Origin of the sequence: Streptomyces tendae (assembly GCF_014650435.1) — a bacterium.
Classification (GTDB): domain Bacteria; phylum Actinomycetota; class Actinomycetes; order Streptomycetales; family Streptomycetaceae; genus Streptomyces; species Streptomyces tendae.
The window spans coordinates 29,771-44,895 of sequence record NZ_BMUY01000002.1 but is presented as its reverse complement, the minus strand read 5'-3'; the positions used below and the strand labels follow the sequence as shown (position 1 = coordinate 44,895).

Annotated in this window: 11 protein-coding genes and 1 pseudogene; 7 read left to right on the top strand and 5 right to left on the bottom strand. The window is 70.7% G+C overall.

Features of this window, described 5'->3' with window-relative positions; genetic code table 11:
• Positions 1 to 18: 18 nt before the first annotated feature.
• From IE258_RS04975 to IE258_RS04960, 4 genes are all read left to right on the top strand, one after another.
• A complete protein-coding gene (locus IE258_RS04975) occupies positions 19 to 198 on the top strand; it encodes a hypothetical protein (protein WP_127896852.1) in 180 nt (59 codons plus the stop codon).
• A gap of 181 nt (positions 199 to 379) precedes the next feature.
• On the top strand, positions 380 to 778 hold the full coding sequence (locus IE258_RS04970) for a BlaI/MecI/CopY family transcriptional regulator (RefSeq protein WP_076974913.1): 399 nt from the start codon (positions 380 to 382) through the stop codon (positions 776 to 778).
• Between the two features lie 9 nt (positions 779 to 787).
• Positions 788 to 1,297, top strand: coding sequence for an amino-acid N-acetyltransferase (locus tag IE258_RS04965; protein WP_061443278.1), 510 nt, complete (start codon positions 788 to 790; stop codon positions 1,295 to 1,297).
• A gap of 274 nt (positions 1,298 to 1,571) precedes the next feature.
• Positions 1,572 to 1,907 (top strand): histone-like nucleoid-structuring protein Lsr2, encoded by a 336-nt coding sequence (locus IE258_RS04960; RefSeq protein ID WP_003975458.1) that lies wholly within the window; start codon positions 1,572 to 1,574, stop codon positions 1,905 to 1,907.
• Here IE258_RS04960 and IE258_RS04955 read toward each other — a convergent pair whose 3' ends face one another.
• Entirely contained in the window at positions 1,908 to 2,684 is a 777-nt protein-coding gene (locus IE258_RS04955) for an SCO3374 family protein (protein WP_189739429.1), read from the bottom strand. It lies immediately after the preceding gene.
• Positions 2,685 to 3,125: 441 nt separating this feature from the next.
• Here IE258_RS04955 and IE258_RS04950 point away from each other — a divergent pair, with 441 nt between their 5' ends.
• Positions 3,126 to 5,651, top strand: a complete 2,526-nt coding sequence (locus IE258_RS04950; RefSeq protein ID WP_127893381.1) for an ATP-dependent Clp protease ATP-binding subunit — start codon at positions 3,126 to 3,128, stop codon at positions 5,649 to 5,651.
• 135 nt (positions 5,652 to 5,786) lie between these two features.
• On the opposite strand, the gene IE258_RS04945 is transcribed toward IE258_RS04950, so the two are convergent.
• Complete coding sequence (locus tag IE258_RS04945) at positions 5,787 to 8,375, bottom strand: NACHT domain-containing protein (RefSeq protein ID WP_189739426.1); 2,589 nt, start codon at positions 8,373 to 8,375, stop codon at positions 5,787 to 5,789.
• Positions 8,376 to 8,390: 15 nt separating this feature from the next.
• Positions 8,391 to 10,982, bottom strand: coding sequence for an NACHT domain-containing protein (locus IE258_RS04940; protein ID WP_189739424.1), 2,592 nt, complete (start codon positions 10,980 to 10,982; stop codon positions 8,391 to 8,393).
• A gap of 398 nt (positions 10,983 to 11,380) precedes the next feature.
• Between IE258_RS04940 and IE258_RS04935 the strand changes: the two genes are divergently transcribed.
• Positions 11,381 to 12,067: a M23 family metallopeptidase gene (locus tag IE258_RS04935; protein ID WP_189739421.1), complete on the top strand. Its 687-nt coding sequence runs from the start codon at positions 11,381 to 11,383 to the stop codon at positions 12,065 to 12,067.
• A gap of 197 nt (positions 12,068 to 12,264) precedes the next feature.
• On the opposite strand, the gene IE258_RS04930 is transcribed toward IE258_RS04935, so the two are convergent.
• Positions 12,265 to 12,852 (bottom strand): TetR/AcrR family transcriptional regulator, encoded by a 588-nt coding sequence (locus tag IE258_RS04930; protein WP_229891933.1) that lies wholly within the window; start codon positions 12,850 to 12,852, stop codon positions 12,265 to 12,267.
• A 159-nt stretch (positions 12,853 to 13,011) separates the two neighbouring features.
• Here IE258_RS04930 and IE258_RS04925 point away from each other — a divergent pair, with 159 nt between their 5' ends.
• Positions 13,012 to 14,607, top strand: a complete 1,596-nt coding sequence (locus IE258_RS04925; RefSeq protein ID WP_189739414.1) for an MDR family MFS transporter — start codon at positions 13,012 to 13,014, stop codon at positions 14,605 to 14,607.
• A 149-nt stretch (positions 14,608 to 14,756) separates the two neighbouring features.
• Here IE258_RS04925 and IE258_RS04920 read toward each other — a convergent pair.
• Positions 14,757 to 15,032, bottom strand: a pseudogene (locus IE258_RS04920) (ATP-binding protein); the annotation flags it as partial.
• Positions 15,033 to 15,125: the final 93 nt, after the last annotated feature.

Below are 15,125 nucleotides of genomic sequence, written 5' to 3'. Positions count from 1 at the left end.
CCTGGCTACCCTGGTCGCATGGACTACGTCTCCGCGCTCCTGCCCCCGGCCGTCATGGCCGTCTTCTTCATCGGCTTGATCCGGGTGATCGTGAAGACCCAGGGCGGCGCCAACAAGGCCAAGGAGGACGCCGTCGTCGACGCCGCCCTCGCCCGGGCGGAGGGCGCCCGGCAGCCGTCCCCGCACCCCAAGGCCTGACCACACCGGCCGGCCCGCCCAGCCCGATCCCCGGCCCGACCGGCCAGGCCCGGCGGCGGCGTACGGCTCCCGCCCCAAGGAGCCGTACGCCGCCCCTTTCGTGCCCGTTTTCCAGCGAAAGCGCACGTCCGGCACGCGATCGTCCCGATCTCCCACTATCGTTCGAAGCGTGCCTCGCCCATTGGGAGAACTCGAAGACGCGGTCATGACGAGGGTGTGGAAGTGGAACCGCCCCGTGACCGTTCGAGAAGTCCTGGAAGACCTGCAACAGGAACGGTCCATCGCGTACACCACCGTGATGACCGTTTTGGACAATCTCCATCAGAAGGGCTGGGTGCGCCGCGAGTCCGAAGGCCGGGCCTATCGATATGAGGCGGTCTCCACTCGCGCCGCCTACGCCGCCGCCCTCATGAACGACGCCTGGTCCCAGAGCGACAACCCCGCCGCGGCCCTCGTCGCCTTCTTCGGCATGATGAGCGAGGAACAGCGGCAGGCACTCGGAGACGCCATCCGCATCGTGCAGGGACCGGAAACCCCGGCGCCGGGACCCGGCGCGGTACCGGACGGCGGCGAGCGATAGCGTCCCCACATGCCAAATGCCATCAGCGTCCGGCGGGCCCGCACCAGGGATGTCCCGGACGTACGCCGGCTCCTCGACGCGTACGTCCGTGACCGTATCCTGCTCGACAAAGCGATGGTGACGCTTTACGAGAGCATCCAGGAGTTCTGGGTCGCGGAACGGGACGACAACGCCGAGGTGGTCGGCTGCGGCGCGCTGCACGTGATGTGGGAAGACCTCGCGGAAGTGCGGACTCTCGCGGTGAAGCCCGGTCTCAAGGGCGCGGGCGTCGGTCACAAGCTGCTGGAGAAGTTGCTGGACACGGCCCGCTGGCTCGGTGTTCGCCGCGTTTTCTGTCTCACCTTCGAAGTGGACTTCTTCGGCAAGCACGGCTTCGTGGAGATCGGGGAGACACCCGTCGACACCGATGTGTACGCGGAGCTGCTGCGTTCCTATGACGAGGGCGTTGCGGAGTTCCTCGGGCTCGAACGAGTGAAACCGAACACCTTGGGCAACAGCCGGATGCTTCTGCATCTGTGATCGCCGGGCAGCGCCAGGCGCCCACAGCCCTTCCGCGGTCCTTCGCACGTTCGCAGGTTTATTCCACCGAGGTGCCCTTCACGGGTTCCCTATGTCCGAAACGCGCACGTTTCCGGCCCGGAGTCAGGCTACCGGTCTCCGCCGGGGGTTTGTGTTTTTCCGGCAAAAGCGGTTTGCTTTCCGGCGTACTGCAGTACTGCATATAACAAGGGACGGCGATACGGCGGACGCCGGCGGACTCCCGCCCCTCAAGTTATCGATGAAAGGAAATCCGGTGGCACAGAAGGTTCAGGTCCTTCTTGTCGACGACCTCGACGGCGGCGAGGCAGACGAGACCGTGACGTTCGCACTGGACGGCAAGACCTACGAGATCGACCTCACCACCGCCAACGCGGACAAGCTCCGCGGTCTTCTCGATCCGTACCTGAAGGGTGGCCGTCGTACCGGGGGCCGTGCCTCGGGCGGCCGCGGCAAGGCGCGCGCCGCTTCCGGCGGCAGCCAGGACACCGCGGCGATCCGCGCCTGGGCGAAGGAGAACGGCTGGGACGTCAACGACCGCGGCCGGGTCCCCGCGAAGGTCCGCGAGGCGTACGAGCAGGCCAACGGCTGATTACCCGACCCGCGCCACGGGCCGTGCCCGGGGTGGGTCGCTCGCGGCGAGTCGGACACGGTGGCACTGCGTGGCCAGCGTGTGGACCAGCCGGGCGAGATCGAGAGCGGTCCCGGCATGCCCGGGGACCGACAGGGCCGGCAGCGAGGACCCCACCTCGCACCCCGGCACCGGGGGTCGCAGCCAGACGGCGGCCCCTCGCAGGCCGTCGCGCTCCGGGGGACGCGGCGGCAGCCCGGCCGGGCCGGGCTGCGGGGCAGGGGGCGCGTCCATGAGGCCGCCCGTTCCGACGGCCGTCAGGTCGAGCGGCAGCGAACCCCACTCCAGCCACTCCAGGAGTCCCGGCAGTTCCTCCGCGGCACCCGCCGCCACGAGCAGCAGCATCCGCCCGCCCTGGACGGCCACCGGAAACCCCGGCACCGGCGAACCCGCACCGTCTGCCCTGGCCGACCCGGCCCGCCCGGCTCGCTCTGCCCGCCCCACTCGCTCTGCCCGCTTGGCCTGCTCGGCCCGCCCGAGCCGCTCCAGCGTCGCGTACCCGGCGCCGGCCGGCACGTCCAGGACGTCGAAGCGCACGCCCGTGCGCAACCGCACCGGCTCCCCGGGTGCCGTCGGCCATCCGAGCACGCTCTCGTACCACCACCGCACCCGCTCGGACGCCGAGCCGCCGTCGTTCTCCGTGGGCCGGCGGGGCGACGGCACAACGGGGGACGCGGCAGCGACGGACGACGGGGGGAGGCCGGGGACCGGCGGGACCGGGTGCGAGGCGCCAACCATGCCAAGTGCAACCGTCCGAACTGCCTCCGGGTTACGCTGGGTACTGATCCGAATGCGCAGAGTGTCGAACGAAGGCGGCAAGAGGGGGCGTGCGGGGGTGCGGGGTGGCGCAAGGTTGTTCGCCCGTAGCGGAGGGAACCGGTGCGCGCGGCATGGAGTGTCCGCCCCAGCGGGTAAGACATCCCTAGTGGGAGGGGGCGACATGCAGATCGGGCCGTCTCGCGTTCGCCATCGGCGTACTGGCGAGTGGGGTAAGTGCCTGGCCTGCGGGAACATCGTCTCGCACCATCGGGTTGTGGCAGATGTCGGCGTCAGGGGTCAGGAGGCCATCGACGGTGTCGGCAGTTGGAATGAGCGGTCCCCGCTTGCGGGACTAAGCTGCGGAAGGACAGGGAGGGGAAGTTCCCCCCACTGCCTGACCGCTCTGAGGAGCGATTAACGATGTTCGAGAGGTTCACCGACCGCGCGCGGCGGGTTGTCGTCCTGGCTCAGGAAGAAGCCCGGATGCTCAACCACAACTACATCGGCACCGAGCACATCCTCCTGGGCCTGATCCACGAGGGTGAGGGTGTCGCCGCCAAGGCCCTTGAGAGCCTCGGGATTTCGCTCGAGGCGGTCCGCCAGCAGGTGGAGGAGATCATCGGCCAGGGCCAGCAGGCCCCGTCCGGGCACATCCCCTTCACCCCCCGTGCCAAGAAGGTTCTGGAGCTGTCGCTCCGCGAGGCCCTCCAGCTGGGCCACAACTACATCGGCACGGAGCACATCCTGCTCGGCCTGATCCGCGAGGGCGAGGGCGTCGCCGCCCAGGTCCTGGTCAAGCTGGGCGCAGATCTGAACCGGGTGCGGCAGCAGGTCATCCAGCTGCTCTCCGGCTACCAGGGCAAGGAGACCGCCACCGCCGGCGGTCCTGCGGAGGGCACCCCCTCCACGTCCCTGGTCCTCGACCAGTTCGGCCGGAACCTCACCCAGGCCGCTCGTGAGTCCAAGCTCGACCCGGTCATCGGGCGCGAGAAGGAGATCGAGCGGGTCATGCAGGTGCTGTCCCGCCGTACGAAGAACAACCCGGTGCTCATCGGTGAGCCCGGCGTCGGCAAGACCGCCGTCGTCGAGGGCCTCGCGCAGGCCATCGTCAAGGGCGAGGTGCCCGAGACCCTCAAGGACAAGCACCTCTACACCCTGGACCTCGGCGCCCTGGTCGCCGGCTCCCGCTACCGCGGTGACTTCGAGGAGCGCCTGAAGAAGGTGCTCAAGGAGATCCGCACCCGCGGCGACATCATCCTGTTCATCGACGAGCTGCACACGCTGGTCGGTGCGGGTGCCGCCGAGGGCGCCATCGACGCCGCGAGCATCCTCAAGCCGATGCTGGCCCGTGGCGAGCTGCAGACCATCGGTGCGACCACGCTGGACGAGTACCGCAAGCACCTGGAGAAGGACGCGGCCCTGGAGCGCCGCTTCCAGCCCATCCAGGTCGCGGAGCCGTCGCTGCCGCACACGATCGAGATCCTCAAGGGCCTGCGCGACCGCTACGAGGCGCACCACCGCGTCTCCATCACGGACGAGGCCCTGGTCCAGGCGGCCACCCTCGCCGACCGCTACATCTCGGACCGCTTCCTGCCGGACAAGGCGATCGACCTGATCGACGAGGCCGGTTCCCGGATGCGCATCCGCCGGATGACCGCGCCGCCGGACCTGCGCGAGTTCGACGAGAAGATCGCCGGCGTCCGCCGCGACAAGGAGTCCGCGATCGACTCGCAGGACTTCGAGAAGGCCGCCTCCCTGCGCGACAAGGAGAAGCAGCTCCTGGCCGCCAAGGCCAAGCGGGAGAAGGAGTGGAAGGCCGGCGACATGGACGTCGTCGCCGAGGTCGACGGCGAGCTGATCGCCGAGGTCCTCGCCACGGCGACGGGCATCCCGGTCTTCAAGCTCACGGAGGAGGAGTCGTCCCGCCTGCTGCGCATGGAGGACGAGCTCCACAAGCGGGTCATCGGCCAGGTCGACGCCGTCAAGGCGCTGTCCAAGGCGATCCGCCGTACCCGTGCCGGTCTGAAGGACCCGAAGCGTCCCGGTGGCTCGTTCATCTTCGCCGGTCCGTCCGGTGTCGGTAAGACGGAGCTGTCCAAGGCGCTCGCCGAGTTCCTCTTCGGCGACGAGGACGCGCTGATCTCCCTCGACATGTCGGAGTTCAGCGAGAAGCACACGGTCTCGCGCCTCTTCGGTTCGCCCCCCGGCTACGTGGGCTACGAGGAGGGCGGCCAGCTGACGGAGAAGGTCCGCCGCAAGCCGTTCTCGGTCGTCCTCTTCGACGAGGTCGAGAAGGCCCACCCGGACATCTTCAACTCGCTGCTGCAGATCCTGGAGGACGGTCGCCTGACCGACTCCCAGGGCCGGGTCGTGGACTTCAAGAACACGGTCATCATCATGACGACCAACCTCGGCACCCGGGACATCTCCAAGGGCTTCAACCTCGGCTTCGCCGCCGCGGGTGACACCAAGTCCAACTACGAGCGCATGAAGAACAAGGTCCAGGACGAGCTGAAGCAGCACTTCCGGCCCGAGTTCCTCAACCGTGTCGACGACGTGGTCGTCTTCCCGCAGCTCAGCCAGGACGACATCCTGCGGATCGTCGACCTGATGATCCAGAAGGTGGACGAGCGCCTCAAGGACCGGGACATGGGCATCGAGCTCTCCCAGTCCGCCAAGGAGCTGCTGTCCAAGAAGGGCTACGACCCGGTGCTGGGCGCGCGTCCGCTGCGCCGCACGATCCAGCGCGAGGTCGAGGACACGCTGTCGGAGAAGATCCTCTTCGGCGAGCTGCGTCCCGGTCACATCGTGGTCGTGGACACCGAGGGCGAGGGCGACACCAAGACCTTCACCTTCCGGGGTGAGGAGAAGTCGGCCCTCCCCGACGTCCCGCCGATCGAGCAGGCGGCCGGCGGCGCCGGCCCGAACCTGAGCAAGGAGGCGTAGCCCTCCGGGGGTGAGCCTGAAAGGGGGCCACCCGGGACCGAAGTCCCGGGTGGCCCCCCTTTTGCGTGACCGGCGTCAGGACGACTGGCTGTTCCGTCTTGTACTCGGCGAAGTCATCCGTCCGACCTGCGGCGGCTACGCCGTGATCTCCACCCCGTCCGGCACGTTCCGCACCCGCGGCAGCCGGGGATTGACCCGCAGCACCCGCAGCCGGGGGAAGCCGGACAGCCACGAGACGTCCGTGTCGGGCAGCTCCGCGTTCAGCCACAGGTGGGTCAGCTGGTCGGGCAGCAGCCCCGCCAGCAGCTCCTCGGCCCGCATCACCCCGGCCACCTGGATCCGCGGCCGCCCGCCGAGTTCCCGCAGGGCCGCCAGCTCGGCGGTGTCGGCGACCGGGAAGTGGAGGCCGTCCGGGTCCAGGTGGGCGATGATCTCCTGGGCGTACCGCTCGGTGTCGAAGTGCCGCCAGCCCCGGGCCAGTTCGGTGCGCACCGGCAGCGCGGCACGGGTGCGCAGCCGGGCCAGGTAGTCGATCGCCGCGTCGTCCTGGACCCGGGTCGCGGTGTAGGCGAGCAGCAGGGCCTGCCGGTCGTCGGGGACCTGGCCCGGGTCGGGCAGCAGCTCCAGGACGATGGGACCGACCCAGCCGAGCCCCCGGGCCGCCAGCTCCGTCGTCGGACGCACCAGGTTCTTCGTGCGGTCGTGGACGAGGCGCTGGACGGCCGGGTCGAGTTCGGTGACGTGGTCCAGGCAGGCCGCGGCCATCAGCCGCCGGTGGTTGATCTGCGGGCGGCGCAGTCCGGGGGCGGGCGCCAGCAGCCGTTCCAGGAACTGGGCGCACTCCTCGGGGCGGGCGTGGGCGGCGGCCATGCGGATGACCTCCTCCCACTCGGCCTGGTGGGCGTGGTCCACCAGCGTCGGGAAGCCGCCGCGGGCGACTATCTCCTTGGCGGCCAGGTAGTCCTGGAAGGTGCGGTGGACGAAGTCGACCGACTCACCCGACCGTTCGCGCAGCAGGCCCGTACGGTGCAGGAGATGCCGGAAGATCTTCGCGCCGTCCCCCTGCGCGCGGGCGGCGGGCATCGCGGGCAGCGCGGCGTCCAGGATGCCGACCGCCCGCTCCCGGGTCAGCTCGGAGGCGTCCTCCTCCAGCATGGCGTGGGCCAGCTTCTGCAACAGCCGCTCCCTGGTGCTCTGCTGGAGCCGCACGTCGTCGGCGTACAGCACGTCCCGTTCCGGGTCGCGGCGCTGGAGCAGCATCTCCAGGGCGGCGTCGTACAACTCCTTGCGGCCGCTGGGCAGGGAACCGGCGCGGTCCCGGTTGAGGGCGCAGATCAGCCCGCACATCAGGGGGTTGGTGGCGAGCTGGCGCAGCTCGCGGTAGATCCGCACGGAGTGCAGCAGCCGCTGTTCGTACTCGTCCAGCGTGCTGCGCTCCCGCTCCCGCTCGCGGGGCCCGGGGGAGCGGCTCTGCTCGTCGAGGCGGGCCGCCGAGTGCCAGTCCCGGATGAACCGGGTGACCTGGTCCCGTGACATGGGCGCCAGCGACAGCTCGACGAAGTCCTCCTCGGCCAGTCCGCCTCCCGACAGCCAGCCGTCCGAGACCGCGGAGGGCCGGGAGGTGACCAGGCAGCCGTTGCCGGAGAAGACGCGCAGCAGTCGGCGGAGCCGGTCGCGCAGCTCGCCGCGGGTCTTCTCCGGCGCCTCGTCGATGCCGTCGACCAGCAACAGCGCCCGGCCCGCGAGCAGGGTGCGCACCACCCACCCCTCCGGAGCCCGGTCGGCGAGCGGGTGCCGGACCGCGTGCAGGAAGTCGTCGGGGGCGGGGAAGCCCTCGCGGGCGAACCGGCGCACCGGGAGGACGAAGGGGACCCGGGAGCCCTCGCGGGCGGCGGCCACGGCCAGCCACTGCACCAGGGTCGTCTTGCCCGAGCCGGCGCCGCCGCGCAGCAGGACCCGTTCGTGGTCCACCAGGGCGCGGTCCGCGAGCAGCACGGTGCGCTGCTCGTCCTCGGCGCCGCCCACCCCGCCGCTGCGCTCCTCCGCCTCCAGGCTCAGGTAGGTCTCCTCCAACGGCCAACGGTCGGGTGCGTTGGGGAAGTCCACGCCGACGATGGTCAGCCAGCCGTGCCGCCGGGCGACCCACTGGGCGTACTCCGCCTCGAACGCCACGTCCTCCTCCGGTCGTTCGGCGTGCCGTGCCGCCGCGGCCTCGGTGTCGCCCTGGTCGACGAGCTGGGCGATCCGGCTGGCCCGCCCCGGCAGTTGCCGCTGGAGGTAGGCGGAGCGCCGCACCAGGTGGTGCAGGACGTGCAGGCACACCGAGACCAGCAGCGCGTCGTGGAACCAGGCCGCGTCCGGCGACAGTTCCCGGTCGGCGCCCTGCACCGCGCCCCGCAACCGCCGCGCGTAGTCCTGCGGGCCCAGCCGTACGGCGTCGGCGTCGGTGACGTCGACCTCGGCGATGGCGAGCAGGGTTCGGGCCAGGACGTCGACGACCGGGGCCAGTTCGGCGGTGGGCGAGGCATGCCGCTCGGCGGCGAGGTGCACCAGGTCGGCGGCGGTGCGGTGGACGTCGTCCGGGGTGGCCGTGGCCCTGACGCCCCGCCAGGTGACGAGGCCGGGGACCGGCTCGGAGAACACCGGTGGCCGGGCGGGGTCGCGGAAGAGCCGGTGGACGAGTGGGGCGGCGAGACGGGAGGGCGTGCGGACGACGGCATCCATGAAGGTGGGTTACCCCTATAGGTAGGTGCGCTCTGCGTGCGACGGTGTCTCGAACTCCTCCACCCAGGCCGGGACCTGCCCGGCCACGGACCTGTCCACGTCCGTGCCGACGTAGAGGGACGTCAGGCGCGGGAAGGCGGACAGCCAGGACAGCCCCTCGACCGGGTGCGGTGCGTCGAGCGCCAGGTGGGTGAGCCGCTCGGGCACGATCAGGGCCGTCAGGTCCTCGACCCGGTAGGAGCCGCGGACCGTGAGGCGCTGCCAGCCGCCCAGGGGGACGAGCGTGCGGAGGTCCTCGGGCGTGCTCACCACGAGGTACGACTGGTAGGTCAGGTGGGCGAGGATCTCGTGCGCGTACCGGCCCCGGTCGAACCGGTCCCAGGCGCCGGCCAGCGCCCGCTGGACGTCCTCGCTCGGATGGTCCCTGAAGCCGCTCAGGAAGTGCAGCGCCGCCTCGGTGCCGACCTCGATCGCGGTCTGCACGGTCAGGTACGCCGTCCGCTCGTCGGCGTCGTCCGGGCCGGGCAGCATGCCCAGCACCAGATCGCCCCCGGCCTGCGCGACCTCGACCGCCGCCTCCAGGCCGGCCGGCGGGACATGGGCCGCCAGGCCCTCCTCCACCCGCTCGCGGACCCCCGGCTCCACCTCCGCCGCGTAGCGCAGCCCGGCCGCCGCGAGCAGTGAGCCGCGCGGGGTGCCCGGTTCGGTGAGCCGGCGCAGGATGTACTCCGCCTCCTTGGGCCGGGCGTGCGCGAGGGCGAGCAGGATCACGTCCTCCCACTCGTCCCGGTGCGCGTGGTCGACCAGCAGGTCGAAGTCCATCTCCTGCACGGCCAGCCGGGCGCCCAGGTAGTCCTGGAAGGTGCGGTGCAGGAAGTCCACCCGCCCCTCGGCGGGCTCGCGCAGCAGCCCGGAGCGCAGCAGCAGCGCGTCGTAGACCTCCTGGTCTTCGGCACCGGACAGGTTCAGCGCGGGAATGGCCCGGCCGATGATCTGGAGTGCCTCGTCCCGGTCCATCTCCGCGCGGCCGTTGCGGATCAGCCACCACGCCAGCTTCTGCAGCAGCTGCACCTGGGTCGCGTACGGCAGCGCGGCCCCGGCGGGGGAGTGCAGCTCCCGCTCGCGGTCCCGGCGTTCCAGGAGCATGGTCAGGGCCGCCTCGTACAGGGACCTGCGGTCCTGCGGGAGGAAGCCGCGCCGGTCCCGGTGCAGGGCGCACAGCATGCCGCACATGAGGGGGTTGGTGGCGAGGCGGTTCAGTTCGGAGGTGGTCCGCACGGAGTGCCGCAGCGCCTCGCCGACCGATTCCTCGGCCCCGGCCGCGCGGTGCCAGCGCCGTATGAACGTGTCGACCTCCGCGCGCCCCATCCGGGCGAGGTCCAGTTCGTGGAAGCCCTCGGCGGCCAGCCAGTCCTGCGGTACGGCCGAGGGGCGCGAGGTGACCAGCCACAGGTTGCCCGGGAAGGCCCTTACCAGTTCGCGCAGCCAGCGGCGGACCGCGGCGCGGCGGTCGTCCGCGATCTCGTCGATGCCGTCGACCAGCAGTACCCCGCGCTGGGCCCGCAGGACGCGCTCGGCCCAGCCGGGCGGCTGTTCGCCCGCGACGGGTGCGCCGACCGCCCGCAGGAAGTCCCCGGGCAGCGGCAGCTCGGCATCCGGCCGCACGATCCGGCGCATCGGCAGCACGAACGGCACCCGCCCGATCAGGTGGGGCATCCCGTGGTCGTAGACGCGGGCGGCGGCGGTGACCGCCAGCCACTGCACGAGGGTGGTCTTGCCGGAACCGGCGACACCGCGCAGGAACACCTGGTCGTGACCGGCGAGCACCTGCTCGGCGGAGAGGCGGAGCGGCCCGGCGCCTGAGGCGCCCCCGGGGCCGTGCCGCCCGTGCCGCGGCCGCGTCGCCTCCAGGCTCAGGTACGCCGTGTCCAGCGGCCACTCGCGGGTCCCGGCGTCCAGACCGTAGATGGTGAGGGTGCCGTACCGGGCGGCGACGTGGTCCGCGTAACGCTCCTCGAACCCGGCGTCCTCGGCCGACTGGGACGGCAGCCGCTCCAGCAGTACGTCGACGCCCTGGACCAGCCGGGCCAGCTGCTGCGTCTGGACGGTCTGCCGGCGGGCCACGTAGGTGGAGCGCTGGGTGAGGAAGTTCAGGATGTGCAGCGAGGCGGTGTGCAGCAGCCGCTCGTACAGCAGCGTGCCGTCCTCGCCGAGCCCGTACGGGGCCAGGGGCACACCGGCGCTCAGCTCGCGGGCGAAGCGCTCGGGGCCGAGCCCGACGGCCTCGTAGTCCTCGACGGTGATCTCGCCGAGCCGGGCGAGCGTGCGGGCCAGGGCGTCCTTGACGGCCGCCGCCTCCGCGGCGTCCACGGGCTCCTCGCCGGGTCCGGCCGAGGTCAGCGCCCTGCGCACCAGCTCTGAGGCGATCTTTTCGAGGTCCTTGGGCGTGACGCTCCGCTTCTCGCCCCGGAAGGACACCAGTGCCGATATCCGCACCGGCCGGTCCACCAGACCCGCTCCCGGCCCGTCCCGGACGAAGAGCCGGCGGACGAGCGGCGCGACCGCGCTGGACGCGACACGGGCCCCGAGTGCTGTGACGTCGACCATGTTCCGAGCCTAGGTGAACGCCCTTGTGCGGGGGGCGGGTTAACCGGGACGGGAGTAGCCCCCGTCACATTCACCGCCCCTTCGATCATGGCCGCCGGTGATGTGCCGCACAGGCCGATTGCCGTGTACTACGGGGAATAGTGGCCGCCACAAGAACTACGAAAACGGACATACCGGAGCACCCGGCAGGGGGTTTTCCGGGGCTCTGAGCTGGTTTTGTCCAGAATGGCCGCTCTGGTGAGGGTCATGAAGTTTCGCTCTGAAGTACTAAATAGGGTCGTAGGTCACACCTTTGTGCGGTTCGGGGTCGCCGGGTTACCAAGGTTGAGCCCGCCCGGTGAGCGCCTTGTGCGTCCCGCCGGTGGGCATTCCTCTGCACCCGTCCCCATGAGGTTCGAATGTTTCCGCGTGTCACGTCCCGTTCTTCCCGTACGACCATCCGCACCCGCGCCGCGGTGATGGCCGCCGGCCTCGGAGCCTCGGTCGCACTGGGAGCCGGGGTCGCGGCCGCCACCGGCACCACGGCGGCGGCCAGCACCAACGCCGCCGCGAGCGCCGTAGAGGCCCAGGCCGCGGCGCAGGCCAAGGCGGCGAAGGCCGAGAAGGCCGCCGCGAGCGCCAAGAAGAGCACCACCGCCAAGAAGACGGCCACCAAGAAGAAGGCCGCCTCCTGGGTCGACCCGGTCAAGAAGTACGAGCTGAGCGCCAGCTTCGCCCAGAACGGCGGCATGTGGGCGCACAAGCACAGCGGCCAGGACTTCGCCGTGCCGATCGGCACCAACGTCGTCGCCGCCCACGGCGGCACCGTGGTCAAGGCCGGCGGCAACGGCGCCGGTGACGGCCCCGCCTACGGCAACGCGATCGTCATCAAGCACGGCAACGGCACGTACTCCCAGTACGCGCACCTGTCCAAGATCAACGTGAAGATCGGCCAGATCGTGAAGACGGGCCAGTCGATCGCCAAGTCCGGCAACACCGGCAACTCCAGCGGTCCGCACCTGCACTTCGAGATCCGCACGACCCCGAACTACGGCTCGGCCGTCGACCCGGTCGCCTTCCTGCGCGGCAAGGGCGTGACGGTCTAAGGACCGCGGCTTAAGGGGGTGTCGTTTGGATCTTGCCGAGGTCGCGGGGCCTGGCACGCACATCTGCGGCGTTGTCGTCGGTTGCCAACGCTCCGCGTTGTCGCCCTCCTCCGCCTTGCAGCTGCACGCACCAGGCCCCGCTCGGGTCGGCCACAAGGCACCGTAGGCTGCGGCCGGCCTGATCCAAACGACACCCCCTACCCGCCCGCCGCTCCCCGGTGGGCCTGGGTCACCAGATCGATGGCGACCTCGAGAACAGCAGCGCGCTGTTCCTCGGGGTCGCCTTCGAGGTCCCGGAGCACGAACATCCCGGCGTGCAGCGTGAACAGCGCGGTGACGCAGCGGACCTGGTCGACCATGTCCGCCTCGGGATCCATCAGGATGTCGCGCAGGCCGAACATCCGCGTCTTGAACAGCTCGCCGATGCGCAGGTCCCGCACCGTCGCCTGGTTCTCCTGCATGAAGCGGAACAGCGGCGCCGCACCGGCCAGTGCCCCGCTGTAGCGGCGGATGATCTCCTGCTTCGTCTCCAGGGTGTGCGGCTGCTCCCGCCCCCAGGCGATCAGGTCCTCCAGCGGCCGGGAGAGATCCTCGAAGATGCTGACGAGGATCTCTTCCTTCGTCTTGAAGTGGTAGTAGAGCGCGGCCTTGGTGACGTCCAGGCGCTCGGCGATCTCGCGCAGGGAGGTCTTCTCGTACCCCTGCTCCGCGAAGAGCTCGAGCGCGACGTCCTGGATGCGCTGGCGGGTGTCCCCGCGGCGTCGCTGCTGCTTGGTGCCGTTCATTGTGCCGCCCATCCTCCTACGCACCTCCTGCCCCGCGCACTTTCCGAAAAACTTACTTGACGCCCGGCTAGTTACGCTACTACCTTCCCCAGTGTAGGCAGCTTGCCGGGCGGCAAGTAAGTGGCAAGTGGCACAGCGGTAGCTGGGGGAGTAGGGGACATGCCCGAGAAAACGGAGGCGGCGGCCGGGGCCGACGCCGGAAAGCAGCCGAGGAGCGTGCGGGTCGTCCTGCTCGCCCTCATGATCGCGATGATGCTCGCGATGCTCGACAACATGATCATCGGCACCGCGATGCCGACGATCGTGGGCGAGCTGGGCGGCCTGGAGCACCTCTCCTGGGTCGTCACCGCATACACCCTGGCGACCGCGGCCTCCACCCCGCTGTGGGGCAAGCTCGGCGACATGTACGGGCGCAAGGGCTCGTTCATGACGTCGATCGTGATCTTCCTGATCGGCTCCGCGCTCAGCGGCATGGCCCAGGACATGGGCCAGCTCATCGGCTTCCGCGCGATCCAGGGCCTGGGCGCCGGCGGTCTGATGGTCGGCGTCATGGCGATCATCGGCGACCTGATACCGCCCCGCGAGCGCGGCAAGTACCAGGGCATGATCGCCGGTGTCATGGCGCTCTCGATGATCGGCGGACCGCTGGTCGGCGGCACCATCACCGACAACTGGGGCTGGCGCTGGTCCTTCTACATCAACATTCCCCTCGGCGTGATCGCACTGATCGCCATCAGCGCCGTGCTGCACCTGCCGAAGAAGCGCAGCAAGGCGCGGATCGACTATCCGGGCGCCGCACTGCTGACCATCGGCATCACGGCCATCGTGCTCGTCACCACCTGGGGCGGCACCGAGTACGCCTGGACCTCGGCCCGGATCATGGAGCTGATCGGCATCGGCGTCGCCGCGCTGGTCGGGTTCGTGTTCTGGCAGACGAAGGCCGCCGAGCCGATCATGCCGCTGCACATCTTCCGCAGCCGCAACTTCACCCTCATGTCGATCATCGGCTTCATCGTCGGCTTCGTGATGTTCGGCGCCACCCTCTTCCTGCCGCTGTACCAGCAGTCGGTGCAGGGCGCGTCCGCCACCAACTCCGGGCTGCTGCTCCTGCCCATGCTGGGCGCGATGCTCGTCACCTCGATGGTCGCCGGGCGGGTCACCACCAACACCGGCCGCTACAAGATCTTCCCGGTGGCGGGCGGCGCGCTGATGACGGTCGGCCTGTTCCTGCTGTCCACCATGGACACCGACACCACCCGCTTCACCTCCGGCCTGTACATGGCCGTCGTCGGTCTCGGCATGGGCTGCCTGATGCAGATCACCATGCTGGTGGCGCAGAACAGCGTGGAGATGAAGGACATGGGCGTCGCCTCCTCCTCCACCACCCTCTTCCGCACCCTCGGCTCCTCCTTCGGCGTCGCGATCATGGGCGCGCTGTTCAACAACCGCGTCCAGGACGTCATGGCCGAGCGGGCCCCGGCGGGCGGCTCCAAGGCGACGGAGCAGTCGGCGACGCTGACCGCGGACGCGCTGAACGCACTGCCGGCGGCGGTCCGCGACGCCTACCAGCACGCGGTGTCCTCCGGCACCCACGGCGCGTTCCTGCTCGGCTCGGTGGTGGCCGTCCTCGCACTGGTCGCGGCGGTCTTCGTGAAGGAGGTCCCGCTCAAGGGCGCGGGCCCGAAGGCGGCCGACGGTCCGGCCGACGGTGACGCCCCGGCCTCGGCGAAGGAACCGGTGACCGAGACGGTCTGACCTCGCGGCGGCCCGCCTGCCCCCTCACCAGGCCCCCGGACGGCTTCGGCCGCCCGGGGGCCTTCCTTGTCCGCCGTACCGGCGCACTCGAACCACACCGTCTTGCCCCGCCGGTCCGGGTACGGCGTGACGCCCCACCGGTCGGTGACCGCGGCGACGATCACGAGACCCCGCCCACCCTCGCCCAGCGCGTCCCCGGCGGCCGGAACCGGCAGCTCCGGGCACCCGTCGGCGACCTCCACCCGCACCCAGCCCGGCCGCAGCAGGAAGCACACGCGACCACGCCGTCCGGGCACGTGCCGTACGACGTTGGCGACCAGCTCGGTGAGCGCCAGCTCGGCGGCGTCGGTCACCTCGGACAGGCCCGAGCGGACGAGGTACAGCCGCAGCACGCGGCGCAGATGACGGGCCGAGTGCGCGCCCATGGCGAACTCGGCGTGGTACTGGCTCTCGACGTCCGCCGCCCGCGGACCGGTTACGTGATTCACGCCACAACTCTGCGACGCGCTGCGTACGCT